We start from the raw sequence: 24,008 nt of genomic DNA, 5'->3' as shown, positions 1-24,008 counted from the left end.
TGGTCAATTCTTTCTAAACTGGGATACTTATATCAATAATGGTCCCTTGATTTTTGATACTGACTGTCTTAAATGTACCGCCTAAACCTGTGACTCTTTCCCGCATATTGCGCAAACCATAACTACCTACTTTATCTGGCTGATTTGTATCAAAACCAACTCCGTCATCAATAATTTTTAAAGTGACGCTATCTTCTGTCTGATGTAAATATACTTCCAACTTACTTGCATGTGCATGTCTGAGTGTATTCGAAACTGCTTCTTGAACGATTCTAAACAAATGATCTTCAATTCCACTATCTAAACACGTTTCCATCAATTCCCACTTCAACGTCAATGACACTTTGGAATATAATTCCTCGAGTAAACTCGTAATACCTTGTTTTAATGAACGGTCCTCGAGTGCTATCGGTCTTAAGTGAAGTAATAGGGCTCTCATTTCTGTTTGAGCATTACCAATCACTTCTTCTACTTTTAGTAATTGTTTTTTATACTGCGCTGATAGTTGACCATCGATCGTTTCATTAATCGCTGATAGCATCATCATAGCGGCAAATAACTGTTGACTGACAGAATCATGTAATTCTCGTGCAATTCTAGAACGTTCTTGTTCGATAATTTCTTCTTTAGTATCATCACCAACAAAAACGGGTGCTGCCGTAAATTCTTGTAAGTCAGTCGATAATTGTGCAAGACGTTCGCGGATTCTGTTTAAATCATTTGACAATATTTTATCATTATCATACCAACTTCTTTGTGTGGTTTCTTGACTAAAAATACTATGTTTATACTTTCCTAATAAGAGCCAATTAATTTTTGCCCGTATTTGTTCATAAGGTTCATTAAGTGAAAAAGCAATATAGGCTGAATAGACAGCAGCGGCTGATATAATTAAAGCCAGTAAAATTATAAAGAATGGTAAATTGTAAACTTTTCTCATCAACAAGTCCGTTAAAGGGATGACTTCAAAACTAAATACGATTAATGAAATAATGACGACAACCAATGATAAACCAATCACTAATTGGTTCAGAAATAAACGAAACCATAAACGTAAATTCACAGTAAAATCACCTCAATATCACCCGTCACTAATGTGATTAAAACTTTTAATTTTCGATCTGTTTCAGAATAACCAGGGCTAGTCCATTGGAAATTGTCTCCTCGCAAGGGATACTGTTGTGATTCAAAAACTACTTGACCGGATATTGCACTGACATTTAAGCGTAAGCCCAAATCTTTTGGAATAATCACTCGTGTCCGTCCAAATACTTTACGAATCATCACAATGTTTTCTCCACTGGGGAGAATAGTATTACCTAAATCAATAATAGAGTTTCCACCAAAATAAACTAGATTAATATCATCCCACTCATATATATTCTTATTCTCGTCACGCGAATCAAACATGGACTGACTTTTTAATAATGATCTTTGACCGCTTTGAGGGCGTACCAATTGGATACCATGATATTGTTCTTTCATTTGAAAAGGATGCAACATCGATTCACCGAAAAAGAAAAACTCGTTACCTTCAGGCGTTCGATAAAAAAAAATTAATAATACCATTGCTAACACCATCATCCATATAGAGCGTGTCAGAAAAACTGCCAGCAGTATTAAGAAGAAGCCTAAGCCCAATAATGTGCGTTTGACAGATAAATTCTTGACAAATGCTGAACCAACGATAGTCAATATACCTAGACCAATAATAGCAGTATTCTCGATTGAAGTTAAAATTTCAAATGCAATTAAAATCAAGCTAATACCAATAACAATAAATATATTATTCTTAAAAAAACTTAGCATTTGCGTCCCTCATTTCAATTTGTCTAATTATATCATGTCATTGCTTGAATGTGTGCGCAACCATCAAAAGTCCTAAAATTATTTTTAAAGGAGTCAAGCACATAAATTGACAGATGATAAGAAACCTTGATAATCAGCGAAGCGTTTCGACCGGCTTAAATCTTTCAGAGCCTAAGCAAAGTTCGACATTTTTGAAATTTTGCATTAGACGTTGATCTTTCATTTAGATCGTAATGACTTTCTATCCAGATCAACTGTCTTAAAGAGACATAAGCCACTAAACGTTTAGTTAATCTCAACTTAATTTCACTCTTCTATGAAATTAAGTTCGGTTACGAACCCAAAAAAATAACTCTCATATTTAGACTAGCTAAACATGAGAGTACAATTTTAATTAACCTTTTCAACTTTTGTAATTTTTACGTCGAAAGAACCACCTGGTGTAACAATAGAGACAACATCGCCAACTGATTTTTTTAGTAACGCTTTAGCAATTGGTGAATCATTAGAAATTTTTGCGTCTAATGGATCTGCTTCTGCGCTACCAACGATTGTATAAGTTTCTTCGTCTCCATCAGGTAATTCAACAAAAGTGATTTTACGACCTAACGATACAATGTTTTCATCTATTTCTGAATCATTAATAATTTCAGCAAAACGAATCATTGTTTCTAGTGTAGAAATACGACCTTCAACAAATGCTTGTTCGTCTTTTGCAGATTCGTATTCTGAGTTCTCAGATAAATCTCCAAAACTACGAGCAACTTTGATGCGTTCTACAATTTCTTTTCTTTTATTAACTTTTAACTCTTCAAGTTCAGCTTCTAATTTAGCTTTGCCTTTTAAAGTCATTGGATATACTTTTTCTTCCATAATTTTCTCCTTATCCCCTCTAAATAAAATAACAAAATTAACATATCATTTTAATGCAAGGATTTCAATATATTTTTATATATCATTATAAAATAACAATATTTAATCGTTTAATAGAATGGTCCCAATTTTGGTAGTCAGCAAATCAATGGCTACTTGATTGTATCCACCTTCTGGAACAATAATATCTGCATAACGTTTTGTTGGTTCGATAAACTGATGGAACATTGGTTTAACAACGTTCACATACTGGTCTATTACTGATTCCACCGAACGGCCTCGTTCAATTACATCACGTTGAATACGACGCGCCAAGCGAATATCATCATCGGTGTCTACGTATACTTTGATATCCATTAAATCTCGCAAGCGTTTGTCTTCTAAAATTAGAATCCCTTCAATAATGATTACAGCACGAGGGTCTTGACAAATTGTTTCAGCACTTCGTGTGTGTTTTGTATAATCATAAACCGGTTTATTGATTGATTTACCAGCTAACAATTCATTAATATGTTGATAAAACAGTTCTGTATCAAACGCTAATGGATGATCATAATTTGTATTAAGACGCTCTTCAAACGTTAAATGCGATTGGTCTTTGTAATAGTAATCTTGCTGAATTAACATAACATTACCAGTACCGAAATGTTTTAAAATTTTATTACTTACACTGGTCTTCCCGCTACCGGACCCACCTGTCACTCCTATGATAATAGGTTTCTTTGTCACTTTTCCACTTCCTATACTTAGGCTTTCGCCTGATTAACTATTAGTTTTTATTCCTTGGTGCTACATAATACAAATTGAAGCAGGCTTAAAAACGGCCACTTCAGATTATCTGAAGGTTTACCTTTTCAAGCCAACTCATTTTGATAGATTCTTTTATTCTACATCTTCTCCAATGATTTCTTCGGTAACTTCCTCTACATCTTCCCCTGTAGCTTCTTCATCAACCGCTTCTTCGTCTTCTTCGAAATACGGATTAACGTATTGTTCAACCAAAGCATTATGATCATCAATATTTGTTGAATAGTATATTTCTTGCGTATCTAAATCGGCCACAAAATAATAATAATCAGTATAAGTTGGATAAATTGTTGCCATAATCGAAGACATGCTTGGACTATTGTAAGGTCCTGGTGCTAATCCAGTATACATATATAAGTTATAGGGTGATTCAACTTCCAAATCTGTTAAGGTAACCAGTTCCTTATGTTCACCTAAAGCATATAAAATGGTAATATCACTTTGAAGTGGCATACCCACTTCTATACGGTTTAAGAATACGCCTGCTATCATCGCACGATCCTCATCTGTAATACCTTCTCGTTCCACAATTGAAGCTAAAGTTAAAACTTGGTGGAACGTCATCCATGTTTGATCTAGATCTTCACGAATTGCTTGAAACTCTAAGTTCATGGTTGAAACCATCTGAGTTACTAAATCTTCGAGGGTCATCCCGCCGATGTAATCGTAAGTAGCTGGGAACAAATACCCTTCTAGAGGATATCTTAACCCTTCCACTTCTGTCAAGTCACCCAATAATGTTGGGAATTGCTGACTTAGACTGGCAATATAGGCTTCATCGTTAACCAGTTCCATAAATTCTTCCGCAGTAAAGGGGGTTTTATCTTCAATTAACTCAGAAATTTCTTCTAGGTTCGTTCCTTCAATGACAGTGATCGTTGTGTCAATGTCTTCAAAGATCGGTTCGCCCCCTTTTTGCAATGTTGCAACAATATCACCAGCATCCATCGATTGATTAAATTCAAAATGACCTGCTTGAAGGTCTCCAACGTTTTGAAGCCTTAAATAAATATCAAAAATATAATCATTATGTATAATATTCTTGTCTTTTAATATCGATGCAATGTCGTTCGTAGAACTTCCAATCGGCACAGTCACTTCAACTGTTTCATCATTGGATGAATCAACGGAGCTTAATGTATGTCTAACATAAAAGTAACCACCTAAGCCACCTGCAATCATGATTGTAAGAATGGTAATAATGATGATTTTAACGATTCTATTTGTCCACATTTTCTCTTTGACTTGGTAAGTCTCTTTCGATTTCGCCTGTTCACGAATCGTTTTCCAATCAAATCTAGCCATAACTCCTCCTTTAACTAACAGACTAATAATGTTAGCATTATATCAGACTTCATCTATGCTGGCTAGATTAACCATGTTACAAAAACATCACACTTTCGCGTATTACGCAAAAGTGTGATTTAAAAGTAGGATGTAACTGTGCTAATAATTAATCTTCGTCTGCTAAGAATGTATTTAAGACTTCTTCAACCATATCCCACTCTTCATCAGATTCGATAGGTTGTAACGCACCAGCATTACCTTCTTCTGATTCAGTGTAAGAATAAGCTTGTAATTCCACGTCTTCGTCTTCAATTGTTCCAGCTGGGTATACTAAAACATAACTCTTTTTAAAATCTTCCGATTCAAAGGTAAATAAAATCTCATATAAAGACTCGTTGCCCTCTTCATCTAAAATTGTAATGTATTCGTGATCGTGATTATGCTCGTGATTTTGAACCATAGTATTGCCTCCTCTAATTTCCCTTTATTTAGTATCTAAATAGTTTTGTAAAATAATAACGGCCGCTAACTTATCGATGACTTGTTTACGTTTTTTGCGTGAAACATTCCCTTCGGTAATTAGCATTCTTTCTGCTTGAGAGGTCGTCAGGCGCTCGTCTTGATAGGTAATTTCCATCTCAGGCAATAATTTAAGTAGACCTTCTCCGTAAGTATATGACGCTTCAGCTCTTGGGCCAATCGAATTATTCATATTCTTAGGTAAACCAATCACTACCTTATTGACTGAATGTTCTTTTATCAATTCGAGCAAACGCTCATAACCAAAATCTTTAACTTCCTCATCGATGCGGATAGTTTCTACTCCTTGCGCAGTCCATCCCATCAAATCACTGACAGCGACTCCTACAGTTTTCGAACCAACATCTAACCCCATTGTACGTTGATAATTCACATTAGCTCTCTTTCTGAGTTAAGTAGTACTCTACTAATTTTTCTACAATTTCATCTCTTTCATGACGTCGTATTAAGTTACGCGCATCATTATGGCGCGGTATATAGGCTGGATCACCAGATAATAAGTAACCTACTATTTGGTTAATCGGATCATAACCTTTTTCTTCGAGTGCTGAGTAAACAATCTCTAAAGTTTCTCTTACAGTACGTTTATTTAAATCATCTAATTTGAATAATATTGTTTCATCTAATGATTGCATTTTTTTCACCGAACCTTTCTTATAGTCACATTTTACATTAGTTGACCAAGAAATGAAACTTATATCGGTAGAAAACTAAAAATCATCCATCTTAACTTAAGCGTTGAGCGATTTCCGCTTCTATTGCAGTCAACATATTATCAATGCCTGCTGGATTTTTCCCACCAGCTTGAGCCATTTGTGGTCGTCCACCACCACCTCCGCCTACTAAATTAGCTAGGGGTTTGATTAAATCGCCAGCTTTTAAGCCTTTGGCAATTGTTTCGTCATCCACTAAAACCATTAAGTTTGCTTTATCACCTAGAGCCGAAGCTAAAACAAGAACGTTAGAAATAGCTTTTTGACGCCAAACATCCCCTAGATTACGTAAGTCATCCATTGTTTGGTTTTCAAGTTTCAAGCCAACAAAAGTGACGTCATTCACTGTCTTAACATCATTAAATAAATTATTTGATTCTTGTTGCATTAACTTAGCAGATAATGAGTCAACTTTAGAGTTTGCTGTTTTTAACTCTTCTTGTAGTTGCTCAACTCTATGTGTTAATTGGTCTAATTGTTGTACTTTTAATTGTGTTTGGATAGTGGTTAATAAATTTTCTTTTTCTTGGTAATCTGCAATAGCTGCTTGGCCAGTTAAAGCTTCAATTCGACGAATACCCGCACCAATACCTGCTTCACTGATTAATTTGAACGTACCAATTTCATTGGTGTTTGAGACGTGTGTGCCCCCACATAATTCGATGGATTCATTCGCAATGTTAACGACGCGAACGTTATCACCATATTTCTCGCCAAATAACGCCATCGCACCCATTGCTTTTGCCGCATCAATTGACATTTCAGAAATGTTTACATCTTCTGCGTTTTCAATGTAATAATTAACGATATTCGCGATTTGTTTTAATTCATCATTCGTTACTTTACCAAAATGAGAAAAGTCAAAACGTAAACGATCTGGTCCGACATAAGAGCCAGCTTGGTTCGCGTGCTCGCCTAATACTACTTTAAGTGCTTTATGTAGTAAGTGTGTCGCTGTATGGTTTTGGTTTGTTTTAATACGTGCTTGACGGTCAACAGTTAGTGTATAAGACTGTTCTATAGTTAACGGCATTTCTAAGGTACGCAATTTATGCATAAATTGACCATTTGGCGCTTTTTTAACATCTAATACTTCTGCCAACATCTCTTCACCATCAAAAACAGCACCGTTGTCAGCTACTTGTCCACCCATTTCTGCATAGAAAGTGCTTCGGTTAAAGAATACCCATGCTTGTGAATGAGCTGGTACTTGCTGGTGTAGCTCGTCGCTAATCACAATCGCTTTGATTGTTCCATTCGTTGACAATTGGTCATAACCAACAAATTCAAAGGGTGATTCAATACTCTGTAAGACAGCTGATTGAACAGACATGCTAGCTTCTTGAGAACGAGCCGAACGTGCACGGTTACGTTGTGCTTCCATTTCGACTTCAAAGCCTTCTTTATCGACAGTAAATTGATTATCCTGAGCAATTTCTTCTGTTAATTCTAAAGGAAAACCAAATGTATCATATAATTGAAACGCTTGGCTTCCATTGATTACAGTTTTATCTTCTGAACGCAACTGCTCAATGATTGACATCAAGTGAGTTTCACCCGCTTCAATCGTCTCATGGAAACGATCTTCTTCATTTAAAATAACTTGTTGTACAAAAGTAATATTGAGACGCAATTCACTGTAGTAATCGCCCATAACATCTGCAATCACAGGCACTAATTGACTCATGAAAGTACCTTTAATCCCTAATTTACGTCCATGCATCACACTACGACGAATTAAACGTCGTAGAATATAACCTCGACCTTCGTTTGAAGGTAAAGCTCCATCACTAATTGCAAAAGAAACCGCACGTACATGGTCAGCTATTACTTTAAAGCTAACTTTTAAGTCTTCATTATCTTCATATTTAGCACCGTCAGCAAAATGTTCGATTGCTTTAATGATTGGCATAAACAAATCAGTTTCAAAGTTCGTGGGTGTATCTTGAATAACAGAAACTAATCGTTCAAAGCCCATACCAGTATCGACGTTTTTATGAGGTAATGGTTGGTAAGTATCATCTGGTAAGTGATTAAATTCTGAGAACACAAGGTTCCAAATTTCTAACCAGCGTTCATTTTCTCCACCAGGATAATTTTCTGGATCACCTTCTGGCAAATCATTATAAGCTTCACCACGGTCATAGAAAATTTCTGTGTTTGGTCCACATGGGCCAGCCCCGATATCCCAGAAGTTACCTTCTTCTGCTACTAAATGAGTCGAATCAAATGTTTCAATTGCTTCCCAAAGTTCTTTCGTTTCTGTATCTTCAGGATAGTAAGTAACGTATAATTTTTCCGGATCAAAGTCTAGCCATTTATCACTTGTTAAAAATTCCCAAGCCATTGGAATTGCTTCAGTTTTAGTGTAATCACCAATCGAGAAATTCCCTAACATTTCGAACATCGTATGATGGCGAGCTGTATAGCCAACATTCTCGATATCATTCGTACGAATACTCTTTTGAGCGTTAGTTAAGCGTGGATTTTCGGGTACTTCTGTTCCATCAAAATATTTTTTTAATGTTGCAACACCTGAGTTAATCCATAGTAGTGTTGGATCGTTTACAGGGACTAAAGACGCACTTGGCAACACTAAGTGTTCTTTCTCCTCAAAGAAATCTAACCACATCTGCCTAACTTGAGAACTGGTTAATTTTTTCATTTAAATCTTCTCCTCTATAATCAATTAAAAAACAACATAAAAGAGCCGTCATAAGTAAGGGCGACTTACGCGGTACCACCTTACAAATAACGACTCTTGTCCTTATTTCTTATCATATCGTTAACGCCGATGGTACGCTAATCTTTCGATTAATACATATTTGAGGGAGCATCTGTCACATCAATTCCTTTCACCAGGTGGAATTGTCTCTAAATAGTTTAGATTTGGCCTCAATCTTTAATCATTATAAAGAATTAAGCCCCTAAAAGTCAACATCCACCAGATAAACTTTAGTCATATTCTTAAAAAAATGAACGTTTATGATTCCTTTGCCTCATTGTGGTTCTTTGTTTACTTACAAATTCTTTTATACTTTTAAGAATGGGAGCTAGCTTTCTGATATAATGCTTTATACAAACTTTTACGAGGTGCTTTATGTTCATATTTAGTTTTTTAATTAATGGTCTCGCTGTTTCTTTAGCCTACGCGGTTAAAAGTTTATCCCGTTCCGGCACGGTGGCTGCTTTCCTTGTGGGATCTTTATTTATGATTATTGGAGGTTTTGTTAGTTGGCTATTGTTAATTATGTTATTAGTTTCTTCCAGTTTTATCGAGAAAGCGAGCGTTTTATTTCGCTTGAAATCTCCTCGTCGTCTCTCTTCTCCAAGTGAAGAAAAAGATGGGCGCTCTGCGTTACAAGTTTTGGCTAATAGTTTATTGGCTCTTAGTTGCTTGTTAGTTTACTGGAAAAGCCAAGATACACTCTATTTTCATTTGATGGTGATTGCCATTGCGGGTTCGACGGCTGACACATGGGCGTCAGAAATAGGCATCTTGAGTCAAGAGATTCCACGCTCGATGATTAGTGGTAAAAAAATGCCTCCCGGAAAATCAGGAGGCGTAACACGTTTAGGTTTAATTGCGAGTTTTTTAGGCGCGGCTTTTATTATCAGTCTTGCGGTTATGTTCACTCAAGCAGTGAGCGCGTCTGACTTTATACTCCTGACGATGCTTGGGGGCTTCTGTTCTATCATTGATAGTCTATTAGGTCTGAGTATTCAAGAAGTTTACATAGACTTAGAAACGAATCAGGAATATGAAGCACTTCCAATAAACGCTGATTCCCAACGTTACAGACGAATCAAAGGCTTGCCTGGTATTGATAACAGCATGGTCAATATTATAAGTGATTGCCTGATTGTTATAATCAGCTGGATGATTTTTCGCCTGCTTTAGAAAAATTTGTCGATTACTTGCACAATACCATCTTCATCGTTAGACGCTGTAATGTAATCTGCAGCGTCTTTTAGTGCGTCGGTAGCGTTAGCCATAGCGACACCTAAGCCTGCTGTTTGAATCATTGTCAAGTCATTGTTTCCATCTCCACAAGCAACCACTTCAGATATATCGATGCCTAAATGATTGCAAAGCCTTAATAATGAGCTCCCTTTTGATGATAATCGATGCATGAATTCTAGGAAATAAGGTTTAGACGTTACCGCATTAGTTTCTTCACCAAACGAACGGTCTAACTCGTTTTCAAGACGTTTAACAATGGCTGGATCTCCTACGCCCATTAATTTTAATTGCGGTGTTTCTAAGTGATTGAAATGCTCATAATCATAATCAACTGGTAAGCCTGTCAATTCTCCTTCAACATGACTGTACTCATTTTCACGATCTACTTTGATTCCCTCTGGTGTATACCCGACAATTACTAAATCATTATCGCGAATATACTGAACCACTTTTTGTTGTTCTTTTACATTCATTCGTTGGCTGAATAATTCGTCGTGCTTAGCTAAGTCGGTCACAACGGCACCGTTGAATGAAATCATATAGGAATCATACTGATCTAATTTTAATTCATGGGCTGTTTGAAACATTGAAGCCGTTGGTCTACCACTCGCTAAAACCAAGTGATTACCTGCTGCTTGAAATTCAATTAAACGTTTAAATGTTTTTTCAGATATTTCGTGTTGGCTATTTAAAAGCGTGTCATCAATATCGAGTACGAGCATTTTATAAGTCATTAAGTGTTTGTCTCCTTTTAATCAAATCAATATGATTATTATAGAAGAGCTGCCTTTTTTTAGCAATTGCATCTTATCTTTCCCTAAAAGAAAGATGCCCTTTCATAAACAAGCAAGTTTCAGTATAATGACAAAAAGAAGATTATTTATGACATAGATTGAGGAAAATTATGACAGAGAGAGTACATATTATTTGCCACCGCGAAGCGGGCGCAGGAAATGGTAAGAAGGTCCTGCTTGAAGTTCAAAAGGAACTGACAAATTTCAACATCGATTATTTAACTTATTATACGAATTATGCCACCCATGCTTACGTACTGACCCAAGGAATCGTAATGCGTGGTCATAAGCCTTATTCACATAAATTACTGGTGATTGGTGGAGACGGAACTTTGCATGAAGTGATTAATGCCCTTCACCAAAACCAACTAGATATTCCAGTGACTTATGTTGCTGCTGGAACAGGTAATGATTTTAATCGTGTATGGCAAAAAGACAAATCGATTCGCCAAATCGTCGAGACGATGTTATACGCACGTGAAGCGGTTCGCATCCCTATTTTTACATACGAAGAAGCTGTGACAGACTCTAAAGGGGTCATTTTAAACAGCATGGGTTTTGGCTTTGATGCGGAAGCTAATTATGCCGCTTCAAAAGTTCCATTTGGAAACCTCTTGAATAAATTAAAAATGGGTCATTTAAATTATTTACTAGGTGTCTTTTCATGCTTGAATAAAATTAAAAATTTCGAGGCCAACTTAACCATCGATGGTAAAGAAATTGAAATCAAGCAATGTAACTTATTATCTATTATGAACAATCCTTTTATGGGAGGCGGTATTAAGTTAGACAATCTTGTTCAAGCAGACAAAGCTGAATTGTCTGTGATTGCCTTTCATAATGTCAATTTAAAAGGGGTCTTTGATTTATTACCTCGTGTCTTAATGACTCAAACTCAACATGAATCCGAATACTCCAGTCGCTATACCGGTCAAAGCATGCAAATCAAGCTGAATAAAGCGGTTCGTGGTCAAGTTGATGGAGAAGACTTATCTTTGATTCAAGCTGATTTAACGTTGAGTGTGAGCGATTTTCCATTTTATTTATAAACCTAGGACAATAGGAACAGCCAGGACTCTCTCTTTACTAAGAGACTGTCCAGGCTGTTCTTTGTTTCGCTGTGTTTGTTGTCTAGTTGACTTGAATCATGAAAATCATAAGTACCTACATGAAATCATAAGGTGAAATGCCGTCCATACCAATCATCGGATCCACTTGCCAGAGATTTGTTACCGTTAAAAATTGCGGTCTTTCCTCTTCAATAGTATCAAGTTCCCACAGAGTAGCCCTTGTACTAGTTACTGATGAAACTGCAACTGAATGAGTTGTATTAGCTGAGTTGTCGGCGTCATGACTATTAACACTTTGAGCCGTATCTGTTGATTTTGATTTCGTCTGTTTTGGCGACGATAACTCTCTGTCAGCTTCTGACTTAGTTTCGCTAACATCAATAGCTTCAGCGTTTGAATTTCCTGTCTCCTCTTGACTACTCATTTTGCCAAGCGTGGTAATTAGAATATCGCTTAAGAAAGTCTGTCTTTCTGTTTGGTTTTGAGTGACTGCCAAATTAAAACTGGCGGGATTGCCTATCATCACTAAACTTTTCTGTGCACGCGTAATTGCGGTATATAACAAGTCTTTTCTTAACATACGTGAAAATGTATCAACAAGCGGTAAAATAACTAGAGGATATTCACTCCCTTGTGATTTATGGATGGAGCAACAATAGGCTAAAGTCACTTGATCTAGTTCATTCTTTTTGTAAACGAGTTCTTTATCATCTTCGAAACTAATCACAATCTCATCAGACTTCGATTCTGTTTCTTTAGCGTAATAGATGCCTTCTACTTTTCCAATGTCTCCATTATAGACGCCTTCTTCAGCATTATTGACCAATTGTAAGACCTTATCGCCAACACGTAATTTCTTTTCAAAATGATTTACTTCGCGCTTTTTAGCAGTCGGCGGATTCATTAACTCTTGTAACATCGAATTCAAAGCGTTAATTCCGGCTGGTCCTTTGTACATCGGTGCTAAGACTTGTAAGGTACTGCCGTCGAAGCCCTTTTGAATCGCATTGCTGACGATTTGTCTAATGACATCGGTTACTTGGTTAGTTGAACATGGTATAAAAGAGCGGTCCGCTTGTTTTTCTAAAAAGTTAGCGGGTAAGCCACCTTCTCGAATGCTATGCGCCAGCTGAATAATCGAACTATCTTGCCCTTGTCGGTATATTTTGGTCAAAGAAATCGTCGGAAAAACGCCAGATTCAATTAAATCACTAAATACTTTTCCTGGACCGACTGATGGTAATTGATCTTTATCGCCCACAAAAATAATTTGCATATGATTAGGAATTGCTTGCATCAGCCAGTTCATTAGCCAAGTATCGACCATCGACATCTCATCAACAATTAAAAGACTCGCATCAATTTCATTGGCATAAAAATCATCAACGGAACTATCGCGTGTATATCCAATTAAACGGTGAATCGTGGAAGCCTCTAAGCCGGTCATTTCTTGCATCCGTTTAGCGGCTCGTCCGGTTGGGGCTGCTAAAGCAATCGGATCTAAATCAGAATGCTTTGTAATATCTTCTAATTTGTAATCGTGCAATAAGGCATGTAGGTGGATTAATCCTTTGACTAAGGTAGTTTTCCCGGTACCAGGTCCCCCCGTCACAATCGACATTGGTGACGCAATCGCAAGTTTTAAGGCCGCTCGCTGAGTCTCATCATACTGAATGCCTGTAATCTCGATGACCTGTTCAATCTTTTCGTCAATTTCTTCACTTTCAAAACGTTCCACTAATTCTGTCGATAAATATTGTTTAATTCGTGCAACTATTCCAAATTCTGCTTGATATAAGCTAGGAACCATCAAACCGGTATCTACACGAAAGAGCGTCTTTTCAAGTAACGCTTTATCCAGTGCTTCAATTAATAAGTCATTTTCAATTAACTGACGACGACTGCTCTCAAGTAATTGTTGCGCTTTTTTTAGAGCCTCTGCTTCCGTAATATAAGTATCGCCATTACTCATGCATTGTTCAGTTACTGCCATCACAATCCCAGCTGTCAAGCGTTCAATTGCTAAAGCTTCAAAACCTAATTGCTCAGCTAATTGATCGGCCTTTTGAAAGCCAATTCCTGCAACTTTTTCAATCAACTCATAAGGATTTGCTTTGATTCGCTCTATTGCGTCACTTTTAAACACTTTATAGATTCTTTCCGCTAGTTTTGGTCCAAAGCCCCAGTCTGTTAATTGCATAAAAACACGTTCGGTTCCTTGATGTTGCAACAAGGTGTTTCTTAGACTCTCTCGTTTAGTTTGAGTCATGCCTTCAACTTTCTTCAAACTATTGGCATCTGAAATAATCACATCAATGGCTTCGAGTCCGAGTGTGTCGACGATTCTACGTGCGATTACTTTCCCGATGCCTTTGAATCGGTCGCTCGACAAATAGTCGACTAAACCATTTTCACTCGTTGGTGCTTTTTGTTGATAACGAGTGACTGTAAATTGTTCGCCGTATTTAGGATGGCTCGTTAATTTTCCAAAAAATTCATAAGGCGTATCTAAATGAATCGCCATAAATTGTCCGGTACAGACGATTTCATCATCAATCAAGAGACTGGTCTCCGTCTGATCGACTTGAACTTGCATCACTTTATAAAAATTTGACGGATTCTCAAAGAAAATAGCTGACACTTGTCCTACAACTACTTCCTCAGCTTGTTGATTTCTTTCGATTGTCTCCACCTCCAACATTCATTGAAACATATTATAACATAAGACTTACTAGCTGAGTATTACAGACGAAGAGATGATTGAAAGTTATTAAAGGAATGTGGCATAATGACTCAAGGAAGGTGATTTGCATGACAGAAAAAAGAGAAATGATGGCAACGCTAGCAGTCATTGAGTCAACCATCGCAGGTTGTGTGAAAGTAATGCCAAAATTTACTGAAGGTAGCTCGCAACACACACTTTTGACCAATCGTATTAAAGCATTAGAAATCGCACAAAGTTTACTCCATGATAAGCCAAACAGCCCTGTTTATTCAAAAGAAGAATTACAAGCTGCACAAGCACCTATTCATTCGCTCATTCATAAATCTGAAAAAGCGATGAGAAAATTTAAACCAGGTCACCCTGCTTACACTCGTTTGAATAAATTAATTCAAGCGATGACCCTTTCCGATTTAGCAATCGAAGAAGCGATTGAAAACCGAGTAACCCGTGTTTTTCGCCACCTTTAGTCAATAAAAATAGAACCTCGCCGGATGGCGAGGTTCTTATTTTATGAATGATATCGCCACCTGCGGTGTTCGTCATATTGGGTAATGATTAAACGTATTGTCTCTTTTTAGAATCGGAATAAGCAGCGTCAATTAAGCCGCCTCCTAAACACTCAGCACCGTCGTAAAAGACCACTGCTTGCCCAGGTGTAATCGCACGCACTGGTTCGGCAAAGTAGACAGTCGCTTTCGTACCAGTTTCATCTAAAACCACTTTAACTTCTGTATCCTTTTGGCGGTAACGGAATTTAGCCGTACATGTAAATTCACGTGGCATTGGTAAGTCCCCAGTAAAATGCACATCTGAAGCCTCTAAGTAATCCGCATATAAGTCTGGATGGTGGAAACCTTGTCCTACATATAGTGTTTGAGTTTCGATGTCTTTTCCAATCACGAACCAAGGGTCATTTGAATCGCCCCCTCCACCAATCCCTAGGCCTTGACGTTGGCCGATTGTGTAATACATTAAGCCAGCGTGTGACCCTTTGTCTTCACCATCAAGTGTCACCATTCGTCCTGGACGGTTTGGTAAGTAGTTTGATAAAAACTCACTAAAGTTCTTTTCACCGATAAAACAAATACCTGTGGAATCTTTCTTTTTAGCTGTTGCAAGGCCTGCTTTTTCTGCAATCTCACGCACTTCACTTTTTTGCATATCCCCTAGTGGGAATAAGCTTTTTTGTAATTGTGCTTGAGACAGTTGGTTTAGAAAATACGTTTGATCTTTATTCTCATCGACACCACGTAATAAGTGGACAGTACCATCCACATCTCTTTTGACACGCGCGTAATGCCCCATCGCAACATAATCCGCACCTAAATCCATCGCATAATCTAAGAAGGCTTTAAATTTCACTTCTTTATTACACATAACATCTGGATTAGGTGTACGGCCTTTTTTATACTCATCCAAAAAGTATTCGAACACACGGTCCCAATATTCTTTTTCGAAGTTAACGGAATAATAAGGAATACCAATTTGTTCTGCTACGAGTGCCACATCTTTATAATCTTCGGTTGCTGTACAGTAACCATTTTCATCCGTATCGTCCCAATTTTTCATAAAGAGACCTACTACATCATATCCTTGTTCTTTCAAGAGCAAAGCCGCTACTGATGAGTCTACCCCACCACTCATACCGATTACTACTCTTGTTTTACTATTATCAGTCATCTTGCTTCCTTTCTATTAACCTGCTTACTAGAGTTGAAAAACGAACAAATTGAGCGTCAGTCTTCATTAGACATACTCAAAAATGTTCGTTTCTCAAATAACTGTTGACTATTTGTGTTCAATCAAAACATTGCGATCAACAAATCCATCAAAGATAAAGTTGATTTTTTCTACTACCATCGCATTATTCGCTAGTTTAGTTACATCAACTGCTGATAAGCCGTTGTTGTTTACAGTTGATATTTTTACGCCTTGAATTGCTTTATCAACGGTTACTTTTAAAACTAAGCCATTGCGATGTTCAGTATCTAACGCTCGTCTATATTGAAAGTTGCCACCTTTAGTCTCTGAGAAACCATTATCGCGTAAGGTGTAAGGTTTACATTCCGGGCTCACACTAAATTTACGATTAAAACCTTTTAAAGTTGCTTCTTTTCCAAATGCCATGACAATCATTTCCTCTCTACAAACTGTTTTATATGTTTTATAAATGTATCAATATCCGCTTTCATCGTATCTTTACCAAAAGATATTCGGAGACTTTGCTTCCAACGATCACTTTGTCCTGGATAATATGCTTTCAGAACATTACTTTCAGTCAAACTTCCTGCAGAACAAGCACTTCCAGCTGAGATATAAACGCCAGCTAAATCCATCATGATTAATAACTGACTAGCTAAGCAATCTTTTAACCAAATATTATTAATATAAGGCACTCTCTCGTCGGGATGTCCGTTAACTTCATAAGCAATACCATTTGCTGATAATTCAGCGTAAAAATACGCTTGTAAAGCTTGATGCCTTTCTAAATTATCTGCTGCTTCGTTGGCTAATAATGTTAAACCTTTAACCATCCCTAAAATATAAGGCAAGTTTTCAGTACCTGAACGTTTATCAGCTTCCTGTCCGCCTCCATGAAGCAAAGCTTGCAATCGCATGTCGTTTGACCAAGGGCGATAGACTAAAAAGCCGATCCCTTTAGGCGCATAAAACTTGTGGCCAGTGCCTACAAAACTTGTACAAGAAATCTGAGAAAAATCCCACGCTAAATGGCCAATTGCTTGGACAGTGTCGACATGGAACCAAATATCTTTTGCTTTAGCTAGTTCTCCCAAGGCTTGAATCGGCAAAAGTGAGCCGACTTCGTTATTGACTGCCATAGCCACCCAACCAATGGTCTGATCGGTTGTAGCCGCTAAGTAAGCTTCTGTAGTAATTTCACCTTCAGCAGTTGGCTGAACATAAGTAATATCAAAACCACTCATCGCCAAGTACTCTAAAACTTCCATCACTGACGGATGCTCAATTGCACTCGAGACAATATGATTTCCTTTACCTAATTTGAAAGCTTGTTCCGCTTGAGAACGCAAGGCCCAGTTATTACTTTCGGTAGCACCGCTCGTAAAGAAGATCTCGCTTTCGTGAACACCTAATATACGAGCAAGTTCTGCCCTAGCCAAAGTCAACTGATGTTTACTTGCTTTACCAATACGATAGGTACTTGAAGGATTTCCAAATGAATTAATTAAAGCCTCTTGGATCGTCTGGACAACTTCTTCCCTTACAGGTGTCGTTGCCGCATAGTCTAAATAAATCATTGCATCCTCCTTCAAAACTTAATTACATTGTATTATTATACATGATTTATGCCACATTGTATGTAAACTTTCGTTAATTTACCTGACTATCTTTTTCTTTAAGTTTACAACTCAGTCATTATAACATTCATTTGATTATTTTGACAGAGGCTATCGACATAAAATAAATCTTAATAAAATATTAAATAACCATTCATCCTATTATATAATGATGCCAAAGTGTCGAGGGTGCCATCGCTCCTTAAGTTTGCTGGTTAATCAATTGATGCAGCAACTTATTTAAGTCATATCTTGTGATTATCTATAAAAAAAAACGACGAGTTTAATTATCTAATCTGTCCTGAGACTTTCTCTTTCGAGTATGTCTAAGTAAGATCAATTAAACTCATCGTGCATGATCATTTATTTGGTTAACTCCAGGTCTACTGATTTCTGACTAATTTAATTGACAAGCGACCGTCTTCAAACTTACCTTCAACAACATCAATCGCTTCACCCAATAAACTGTAATCATCATGATAATGAGTATGGCTACCTAATAGTGCATTGTAATACTCGTCAATATCCATCTGACGTGGTAAAGACAAATCCTTCATCAAAGATCTAAAAGTTTTAGGCTCTGCATTCACTTCTCCTGAGATAGTGATTGTCAAAGCCTCTGTATTGAATTGAACATTTAAATCGAATTCATAAATTTTATTATCGAAAAAGTAACCTGCTAGCTCTTTCAAAATACGTTTCGCTTTATCCTGCTCGTCAATCTTTTTCATACCATTACTCCTTTAATGATCATTTACGTACCCATGAATCAGGTAAAATTTCCAATAATGGCACTAAGAAGGCGGCAACAAAACCACTAGAAAAGCCATTATTGTATAAGTTCATTCCTAAGTGTAGCACAAATACACTGTTAACTAAATGATAGTGGAGAAAACCAGCTATTATGCCATACCCAAAACCAAAATAACCGCCAATTGGTGCTAAACTCGTTCCGAACAATACAGGCAGTAAAAAGCTTTGTGATTGGAAACTCTCGCCAGCAATCAATGTAGCGATAGTCACACCTACAGCTATTGGAATAGAATTACGTGGATGCTTGCCAAAAGCACTAAAACCGATGACTGAGATAATTCCTCCCATTACTGAACCATTAATTGGATAGCCCGTTATCAAGACGATTCCTAAAAAGATAAGACCATTAAAAAACATATTCATCGCTGAGACACCATAACCAAAACGTGTCACAAAATCTGCTGGCACTCTACCAGAACTATCGATGAGTCGTGTATACTCTTCTCGGTAATTGGGTGTACTTTTCTTACCAAGAAACGCCAACAATATTAGAAAGCCTAAGATCAGTAATATAAATATCAAGGCATAGTTATGAGCATGGTCACTCAAGTATGAAACAGTTTTTATTTCAAAATCTAGCATTTTAAAAAATATCATTGCAAACATAGCGATAATACCTGCGGTGAAACCAAAGTTGTATAAGGTGAATCCTTGGTGAAATTTAATGACATGTTCAGCTAAAGGGACCGCAATGAAGCCCACAACAATTGCAAAAACTAAAGCAAGCAGAATTGCTTGCACACTTAAGCCTTCTCTAAAAAGAATAAAAGACACAATGGGTCCATTTGAAGCAGCAAATAAACAAATCGATGCATTTCTTGAAAATTTCTGTTCAGTGTATTTTGTGTACAGCCAAATCCCGAAAATAATCGGCAAAAAATTAACAGGATGTGTTCCGAAAAATGAATGCCCAATAAAGATTCCCATCGCTCCCATTTGTAAACCGTTAAAACGAAACGATTCGCGATCGCGCATTAAATAAAAAGCCACTAAAAAATGTAAACTAACATTTAAAAAGGTAGCCGCAATCCCCCCTATTTCAAAAAAATCGTGCATTAAATAGGTCTGATGAGTTAATAAATTGATGTAATCACTTAAAATTGTTTGCGCATCTGGCATTAGCAAAGCATATCCTAAAGTAAGTATGCTAAAAAATAATATTATATTTCTCCTAAACCAAGCATCGATGCTTGAAGTACGTATGAACTTGATACTGTATCCACCCCTCTTTGAATTGACTATTAATATAAAGAACTCACTCTTCACTAAACAAACATTGTAATAAGTTTAATAGACATTAACCTTACATCCAATGTTTTATAGTCTAATTATACGCTAAGCTATTAGAGAAATACAGATTTTTTACTCATTAATATTGTTCAATTTTATTTTTGGAACATCTGTTTGTCTTACTAGGCATTCTTTAGTATTATGAGTGTAGTTTAATTATAAGAGGAGGGGTCATTATGCAACAACCACTTGCATTTCGAATGCGCCCAAATAATATAGAAGATGTATTAGGACAAGAACACCTAGTCGGAGTTGGTAAAATTATACGTCGAATGGTTGACGCTAAACGTCTAGCCTCGATGATTTTATATGGCCCACCTGGAACAGGTAAAACAAGTATTGCTAGCGCGATTGCCGGTAGTACCAAGTATGCCTTTCGTATATTAAATGCTGCAACAGACTCTAAGAAAGATTTAGAAATCGTTGTAGAAGAAGCCAAAATGTCTGGTACTGTCATTTTACTATTAGATGAGGTTCACCGCTTAAATAAAATCAAACAGGACTACCTTTTGCCCCATCTAGAAAATGGACGCATCATTCTTATCGGAGCTACGACAGAAAATCCTTATATTTCGATTAGCCCTGCTATTCGTAGTCGTGTGCAAATTTTCGAAGTAAAGCCTTTAGCACCTGAAGATATGAGGTTAGGTCTCGAAAGAGCAATTGCTGACGAAAAAAATGGACTTGGTAAATATTCAGTTCAAATAGCAGATGATGTAATCAATCATTTCGCCAACGTAACCAATGGTGATATTCGCAGTGCACTCAACGCGTTGGAACTAGCAGTCCTTTCGACCCAAGCAAATGATAAGGGGCAAGTCATCATTACAAAAGCAATTGCCGAAGAATGTCTTCAGAGAAAAAGACTCACCCATGATAAAGATGGCGATGCACACTATGATGTGATTTCAGCTTTACAAAAATCGATTCGCGGTAGTGACGTTAATGCGGCGCTATATTATTTAGCCATTTTAATGGAAGCCGGTGAAATTGTCATTGCTTGTCGTCGTTTACTTATCATCGCTTATGAAGATATCGGTTTAGGTAATCCGGGAGCAACTGAAAGAACAGTCGCTGCTGTTCAAGCTGCGGAAAAAGTAGGTTTGCCTGAAGCTTCTATTCCTTTAGCTTATGCCGTCACTGAATTAGCCCTCAGCCCTAAATCAAACACAAGCTACCGAGCTTTTAATGCCGCGATGCAAGACGTTCGTACAGGTAAAGGCGGTCCTGTGCCGGATCACTTAAAAGATAGTCATTATTCTGGTGCAGCAAAACTTAATCGAGGCGTCGACTATCAATACCCACACAGCTTCCCAGGTCATTGGGTAAAACAACAATACCTACCCAATAATTTAAAAAACCGTGAGTACTTCCAAGCTGAACCTACTGGAAAATTCGAAGCGGCTTTGAACCAATTCTATCAGAATATTCGAAGCAAATAGTGATAGTTTTAAATTGCGGTAGCCTTACCAAGGCACGTCTAGTAGTCTTTTATAAAAACAAAACTTCATAATACTTGCAATCAAGAGAAGATGTGCTATACTTTGTATAAGGAAAATATATCTGAGGTGTTCGTTGTATATGCACTGTGTTGACCGAACATTTTTATTTATATATCGGGATCCTGTCAATTAGTGACTATGACAAGCCTTTTCATTTGGAAGTCAGAAAACACTGTTGTGGAGCCCACCTGCTTATACTGCGGGTTCAAGCAAAATATATACTAAGACGGCACCATCGGATATCTTTTTTTGCTGGCTATACGCCAGCATTTTTTTGTGCCTTAAAATAAATGAGAATTAAATGTCATCTGATTTTAAAGAGCTTTGCTTCCACTAATTATTAAAATTATGTTATGATAACATTAAGAAAATCAAAACGGGAGGGATTTTATGATATTACAAGTTTTGATGTACGCTTTCCCTTCGATGATGATAATTATCGCAGCCTACTTATACATCTATCGAGCTAGTTTAATTGAAATACTGAATCTAACAAATCCTCGCTTAATTAAATTATTTGCCTTAACCTTTTTATTGATGGGACTCTTAGGGTTTGTCTTAAATTTAGTCGCAGTCATGAACTTTGTTTATATCTGGATGGTTATCTCTTTAATACTGACCGCCCTTCTTTCGTTTATGATGTACTCACTTTTAAAATAAATGTTGACACAAACAGCCAGCTGAAAATTCAGCTGGCTGTTTTCCTACGATTAGCTAAGTGCTAATTAACAATTTCAACTACTTCTTCTTGATCAACTTCCTGTAATTTTACAGCAATTCTTTCTGACTTAGCGGTAGGTATATTCTTTCCTACAAAATCCGCGCGAATCGGCAGTTCACGGTGACCACGATCAATTAAAATAGCTAATTGAATGTTGGCAGGTCGACCCTCAACCAATATGGCATCCATCGCCGCTCTGACCGTACGTCCTGTGTAGAATACATCATCCACAATGACGACAATCTTATTTTCCAAATCTGTTGTGAAATTCGGGCGTTCTAGTTTCGGTTCTGTCAATTGATCTTTTGGAGATAAATCGTCTCGGTAAAACGTAATATCAAGCACCTCCGTTGGAACATTCACTCCTTCTATCTCATATATCTTTTCAGCTAAGCGATTCGCTAAAAATTCTCCACGCGTTTTAATCCCTATTAATACGACTTGATCAGTTTCATGATTACGTTCGACAATTTCATGAGCAATTCGTTTCAAGGTTCTTCTGATTGCTTGTTCATCCATAATGACTCTTTTGATCATACTTAGTCTCCTCCTAATTTCTCTTTACTTATTCATTGTATCAAACATTTTTTCTTTTCAAAATATGCGATTTTATTTTTGAGTTTGAAATCAAAAAGCTTTCTTTCCTCTTATTAAAGTGACTAAATAACTGTAACTAAACCTAGCGCAATGGCGCCAATAATAAAGTAAACAGAATTCAACTTAAAATACATAAGTCCGAGCAAACTGATGATAAACACTAGTAAATAGTGCCACTGAATTAATATGGCGGCTCCTAATTGAAATGTGACACTTGCCATTAAAGCTAAAGCTGCGACGTTTACACCTAATAAGATATTAGAAAAGACTTCAGAATGTTTCAATCGGTTAAAGACTGGCGCTAAAATCAAAATTAATAAAAAAGAAGGTAAGAAAATCCCAATGGTAGCGACAATCCCGCCGGATAAGTCATGTAAGATATACCCCACAAAGGTTGCGGTTGTAAAAACTGGACCTGGTGTCACTTCTCCAACGGCAATGGCATCCATCATTTGACTTTGCGTCAGCACGCCAAGGCGATCTACAAACTCTGCTTGGATAAAAGCTAGTAAGACATAGCCACTCCCATACAAAACAGAGCCGATTTTCAAAAAGGTTAAAAACAAAGTCATGAGTGAAATCGGTTCTAGACTAAGATTATTTGCTTTATATTGTGTTAGCTGTTTAAACGTAAACATCATCGCTCCAGCAATGAGTAAGACAGTTATTTCACTTAAACCATACGTTATTAAAACAAAGGATAATATAAAAATCATAAATGTTTGAATATTAGAGATAGCAGTTTTACCTAACTTAACTAAGGCTTTGACTATAATTGCAACAACGACTGGTTGGATAAAATTAAAAACTGCTTGAATTTGTGGCATTTCACCATAAGTGACATACAGGTAGCCGATGATTAACACTAAAATCATCGCCGGTAAAATAAATGAAATTCCCGCTAAAAACAACCCTAAAACTCCGCCTTGAGAATAGCCGATTAATATGGCTAATTCCGTTGAGTTAGGGCCGGGGATTAAATTAGTGAAACCAAGCAAATCTAAAAACTCTTGTCTTTTCATCCATTTTCTTTTGGTTACTAATTCTTCCTCCATCATCGCAATATGCGCCGCTGGTCCTCCAAATGCAAATAGACCTAGTTTAAGAAAAACAATGACAATATTTTTATGTAATGAACTCATCAGGGATCTCCTTTGATTCGATCAATCGATAGAAAGGAAACGTT

The 24,008-nt window shown here is 37.0% G+C and carries 23 protein-coding genes and 1 other RNA gene; 6 read left to right on the top strand and 18 right to left on the bottom strand.

Features of this window, described 5'->3' with window-relative positions; all coding sequences use genetic code 11:
• Positions 1–13: 13 nt before the first annotated feature.
• The 9 genes from ACTQ45_RS01755 to alaS form a co-directional block, all read right to left on the bottom strand.
• Positions 14–1,063, bottom strand: coding sequence for a sensor histidine kinase (locus ACTQ45_RS01755; protein WP_441750211.1), 1,050 nt, complete (start codon positions 1,061–1,063; stop codon positions 14–16).
• Positions 1,060–1,809, bottom strand: coding sequence for a cell wall-active antibiotics response protein LiaF (liaF, locus tag ACTQ45_RS01750; protein WP_441762787.1), 750 nt, complete (start codon positions 1,807–1,809; stop codon positions 1,060–1,062). The genes ACTQ45_RS01755 and liaF overlap by 4 nt, the downstream gene beginning before the upstream one ends.
• Positions 1,810–2,199: 390 nt before the next feature.
• On the bottom strand, positions 2,200–2,682 hold the full coding sequence (gene greA, locus ACTQ45_RS01745; RefSeq protein ID WP_441750209.1) for a transcription elongation factor GreA: 483 nt from the start codon (positions 2,680–2,682) through the stop codon (positions 2,200–2,202).
• Between the two features lie 102 nt (positions 2,683–2,784).
• Positions 2,785–3,411 carry a uridine kinase gene (gene udk / locus ACTQ45_RS01740; RefSeq protein WP_441750208.1) on the bottom strand — a complete coding sequence of 209 codons (627 nt, stop codon included), beginning with the start codon at positions 3,409–3,411 and terminating at the stop codon, positions 2,785–2,787.
• A gap of 153 nt (positions 3,412–3,564) precedes the next feature.
• On the bottom strand, positions 3,565–4,794 hold the full coding sequence (mltG, locus tag ACTQ45_RS01735; RefSeq protein WP_441762786.1) for an endolytic transglycosylase MltG: 1,230 nt from the start codon (positions 4,792–4,794) through the stop codon (positions 3,565–3,567).
• Positions 4,795–4,942: 148 nt separating this feature from the next.
• Positions 4,943–5,236: a DUF1292 domain-containing protein gene (locus ACTQ45_RS01730; protein ID WP_441750206.1), complete on the bottom strand. Its 294-nt coding sequence runs from the start codon at positions 5,234–5,236 to the stop codon at positions 4,943–4,945.
• Positions 5,237–5,260: 24 nt separating this feature from the next.
• Positions 5,261–5,671 carry a Holliday junction resolvase RuvX gene (gene ruvX / locus ACTQ45_RS01725; RefSeq protein WP_441750764.1) on the bottom strand — a complete coding sequence of 137 codons (411 nt, stop codon included), beginning with the start codon at positions 5,669–5,671 and terminating at the stop codon, positions 5,261–5,263.
• A 19-nt stretch (positions 5,672–5,690) separates the two neighbouring features.
• Positions 5,691–5,951, bottom strand: coding sequence for an IreB family regulatory phosphoprotein (locus tag ACTQ45_RS01720; protein WP_441750205.1), 261 nt, complete (start codon positions 5,949–5,951; stop codon positions 5,691–5,693).
• Between the two features lie 91 nt (positions 5,952–6,042).
• A complete protein-coding gene (gene alaS, locus ACTQ45_RS01715; protein ID WP_441762785.1) occupies positions 6,043–8,694 on the bottom strand; it encodes an alanine--tRNA ligase in 2,652 nt (883 codons plus the stop codon).
• Positions 8,695–9,129: 435 nt separating this feature from the next.
• Here alaS and ACTQ45_RS01710 point away from each other — a divergent pair, with 435 nt between their 5' ends.
• Positions 9,130–9,930, top strand: coding sequence for a DUF92 domain-containing protein (locus ACTQ45_RS01710; protein WP_441762784.1), 801 nt, complete (start codon positions 9,130–9,132; stop codon positions 9,928–9,930).
• Here the strand turns inward: ACTQ45_RS01710 and ACTQ45_RS01705 are convergent.
• Positions 9,927–10,727 (bottom strand): Cof-type HAD-IIB family hydrolase, encoded by an 801-nt coding sequence (locus ACTQ45_RS01705; RefSeq protein WP_441762783.1) that lies wholly within the window; start codon positions 10,725–10,727, stop codon positions 9,927–9,929. The two genes, ACTQ45_RS01710 and ACTQ45_RS01705, sit on opposite strands and share 4 nt — an antisense overlap.
• Positions 10,728–10,897: 170 nt before the next feature.
• On the opposite strand from ACTQ45_RS01705, the gene ACTQ45_RS01700 reads away from it, so the two are divergent.
• Positions 10,898–11,836: a diacylglycerol/lipid kinase family protein gene (locus ACTQ45_RS01700; protein ID WP_441762782.1), complete on the top strand. Its 939-nt coding sequence runs from the start codon at positions 10,898–10,900 to the stop codon at positions 11,834–11,836.
• Positions 11,837–11,951: 115 nt separating this feature from the next.
• On the opposite strand, the gene recD2 is transcribed toward ACTQ45_RS01700, so the two are convergent.
• Positions 11,952–14,549: an SF1B family DNA helicase RecD2 gene (gene recD2, locus ACTQ45_RS01695; protein ID WP_441762781.1), complete on the bottom strand. Its 2,598-nt coding sequence runs from the start codon at positions 14,547–14,549 to the stop codon at positions 11,952–11,954.
• Positions 14,550–14,668: 119 nt separating this feature from the next.
• On the opposite strand from recD2, the gene ACTQ45_RS01690 reads away from it, so the two are divergent.
• Positions 14,669–15,049, top strand: a complete 381-nt coding sequence (locus ACTQ45_RS01690; protein ID WP_441750199.1) for a hypothetical protein — start codon at positions 14,669–14,671, stop codon at positions 15,047–15,049.
• Positions 15,050–15,137: 88 nt separating this feature from the next.
• Here the strand turns inward: ACTQ45_RS01690 and mnmA are convergent, their stop codons facing one another.
• The 5 genes from mnmA to ACTQ45_RS01665 all read right to left on the bottom strand — a co-directional run bounded on the left by mnmA (position 15,138) and on the right by ACTQ45_RS01665 (position 19,831).
• A complete protein-coding gene (gene mnmA, locus ACTQ45_RS01685) occupies positions 15,138–16,262 on the bottom strand; it encodes a tRNA 2-thiouridine(34) synthase MnmA (protein WP_441750198.1) in 1,125 nt (374 codons plus the stop codon).
• Between the two features lie 108 nt (positions 16,263–16,370).
• The gene (locus ACTQ45_RS01680; protein WP_441750197.1) at positions 16,371–16,709 is read right to left on the bottom strand and encodes a cysteine desulfurase; all 339 of its coding nucleotides are present in this window, start codon (positions 16,707–16,709) and stop codon (positions 16,371–16,373) included.
• Positions 16,710–16,714: 5 nt separating this feature from the next.
• On the bottom strand, positions 16,715–17,860 hold the full coding sequence (locus ACTQ45_RS01675; protein ID WP_441750196.1) for a cysteine desulfurase family protein: 1,146 nt from the start codon (positions 17,858–17,860) through the stop codon (positions 16,715–16,717).
• A 422-nt stretch (positions 17,861–18,282) separates the two neighbouring features.
• Positions 18,283–18,630: a hypothetical protein gene (locus ACTQ45_RS01670; RefSeq protein WP_441750195.1), complete on the bottom strand. Its 348-nt coding sequence runs from the start codon at positions 18,628–18,630 to the stop codon at positions 18,283–18,285.
• Between the two features lie 19 nt (positions 18,631–18,649).
• Positions 18,650–19,831 (bottom strand): DUF1576 domain-containing protein, encoded by a 1,182-nt coding sequence (locus ACTQ45_RS01665; protein ID WP_441750194.1) that lies wholly within the window; start codon positions 19,829–19,831, stop codon positions 18,650–18,652.
• A gap of 347 nt (positions 19,832–20,178) precedes the next feature.
• Here ACTQ45_RS01665 and ACTQ45_RS01660 point away from each other — a divergent pair, with 347 nt between their 5' ends.
• The 3 genes from ACTQ45_RS01660 to ACTQ45_RS01650 all read left to right on the top strand — a co-directional run bounded on the left by ACTQ45_RS01660 (position 20,179) and on the right by ACTQ45_RS01650 (position 22,164).
• Positions 20,179–21,444, top strand: coding sequence for a replication-associated recombination protein A (locus ACTQ45_RS01660; RefSeq protein ID WP_441762780.1), 1,266 nt, complete (start codon positions 20,179–20,181; stop codon positions 21,442–21,444).
• 115 nt (positions 21,445–21,559) lie between these two features.
• A non-coding RNA gene (gene ssrS / locus ACTQ45_RS01655) (6S RNA) lies at positions 21,560–21,750 on the top strand.
• A 144-nt stretch (positions 21,751–21,894) separates the two neighbouring features.
• Entirely contained in the window at positions 21,895–22,164 is a 270-nt protein-coding gene (locus tag ACTQ45_RS01650; RefSeq protein WP_441762779.1) for a hypothetical protein, read from the top strand.
• Positions 22,165–22,225: 61 nt separating this feature from the next.
• Here the strand turns inward: ACTQ45_RS01650 and pyrR are convergent, their stop codons facing one another.
• Together pyrR and ACTQ45_RS01640 are read right to left on the bottom strand one after the other, a co-directional pair.
• On the bottom strand, positions 22,226–22,762 hold the full coding sequence (gene pyrR, locus ACTQ45_RS01645) for a bifunctional pyr operon transcriptional regulator/uracil phosphoribosyltransferase PyrR (RefSeq protein ID WP_441750191.1): 537 nt from the start codon (positions 22,760–22,762) through the stop codon (positions 22,226–22,228).
• Between the two features lie 122 nt (positions 22,763–22,884).
• Positions 22,885–23,964, bottom strand: coding sequence for a chromate transporter (locus ACTQ45_RS01640; RefSeq protein ID WP_441750190.1), 1,080 nt, complete (start codon positions 23,962–23,964; stop codon positions 22,885–22,887).
• Positions 23,965–24,008: the final 44 nt, after the last annotated feature.

It is taken from the genome of Fundicoccus sp. Sow4_D5, from assembly GCF_052116365.1.
GTDB lineage: Bacteria > Bacillota > Bacilli > Lactobacillales > Aerococcaceae > Fundicoccus.
Note: the sequence above shows the minus strand (reverse complement) of the source record. Positions and strands in the feature narration are given on the sequence as shown.

Excerpts from the sequence above, each read along its gene's own strand:
- liaF (WP_441762787.1), bottom strand. The coding sequence starts at position 1,809 with ATGCTAAGTTTTTTTAAGAATAATATATTTATTGTTATTGGTATTAGC.
- greA (WP_441750209.1), bottom strand. The coding sequence starts at position 2,682 with ATGGAAGAAAAAGTATATCCAATGACTTTAAAAGGCAAAGCTAAATTA.
- mltG (WP_441762786.1), bottom strand. The coding sequence starts at position 4,794 with ATGGCTAGATTTGATTGGAAAACGATTCGTGAACAGGCGAAATCGAAA.
- ACTQ45_RS01730 (WP_441750206.1), bottom strand. The coding sequence starts at position 5,236 with ATGGTTCAAAATCACGAGCATAATCACGATCACGAATACATTACAATT.
- ruvX (WP_441750764.1), bottom strand. The coding sequence starts at position 5,671 with ATGGGGTTAGATGTTGGTTCGAAAACTGTAGGAGTCGCTGTCAGTGAT.
- ACTQ45_RS01720 (WP_441750205.1), bottom strand. The coding sequence starts at position 5,951 with ATGCAATCATTAGATGAAACAATATTATTCAAATTAGATGATTTAAAT.
- alaS (WP_441762785.1), bottom strand. The coding sequence starts at position 8,694 with ATGAAAAAATTAACCAGTTCTCAAGTTAGGCAGATGTGGTTAGATTTC.
- ACTQ45_RS01710 (WP_441762784.1), top strand. The coding sequence starts at position 9,130 with ATGTTCATATTTAGTTTTTTAATTAATGGTCTCGCTGTTTCTTTAGCC.
- ACTQ45_RS01705 (WP_441762783.1), bottom strand. The coding sequence starts at position 10,727 with ATGACTTATAAAATGCTCGTACTCGATATTGATGACACGCTTTTAAAT.
- ACTQ45_RS01700 (WP_441762782.1), top strand. The coding sequence starts at position 10,898 with ATGACAGAGAGAGTACATATTATTTGCCACCGCGAAGCGGGCGCAGGA.
- ACTQ45_RS01690 (WP_441750199.1), top strand. The coding sequence starts at position 14,669 with ATGACAGAAAAAAGAGAAATGATGGCAACGCTAGCAGTCATTGAGTCA.
- mnmA (WP_441750198.1), bottom strand. The coding sequence starts at position 16,262 with ATGACTGATAATAGTAAAACAAGAGTAGTAATCGGTATGAGTGGTGGG.
- ACTQ45_RS01680 (WP_441750197.1), bottom strand. The coding sequence starts at position 16,709 with ATGGCATTTGGAAAAGAAGCAACTTTAAAAGGTTTTAATCGTAAATTT.
- ACTQ45_RS01675 (WP_441750196.1), bottom strand. The coding sequence starts at position 17,860 with ATGATTTATTTAGACTATGCGGCAACGACACCTGTAAGGGAAGAAGTT.
- ACTQ45_RS01670 (WP_441750195.1), bottom strand. The coding sequence starts at position 18,630 with ATGAAAAAGATTGACGAGCAGGATAAAGCGAAACGTATTTTGAAAGAG.
- ACTQ45_RS01665 (WP_441750194.1), bottom strand. The coding sequence starts at position 19,831 with ATGCCAGATGCGCAAACAATTTTAAGTGATTACATCAATTTATTAACT.
- ACTQ45_RS01660 (WP_441762780.1), top strand. The coding sequence starts at position 20,179 with ATGCAACAACCACTTGCATTTCGAATGCGCCCAAATAATATAGAAGAT.
- ACTQ45_RS01650 (WP_441762779.1), top strand. The coding sequence starts at position 21,895 with ATGATATTACAAGTTTTGATGTACGCTTTCCCTTCGATGATGATAATT.
- pyrR (WP_441750191.1), bottom strand. The coding sequence starts at position 22,762 with ATGATCAAAAGAGTCATTATGGATGAACAAGCAATCAGAAGAACCTTG.
- ACTQ45_RS01640 (WP_441750190.1), bottom strand. The coding sequence starts at position 23,964 with ATGAGTTCATTACATAAAAATATTGTCATTGTTTTTCTTAAACTAGGT.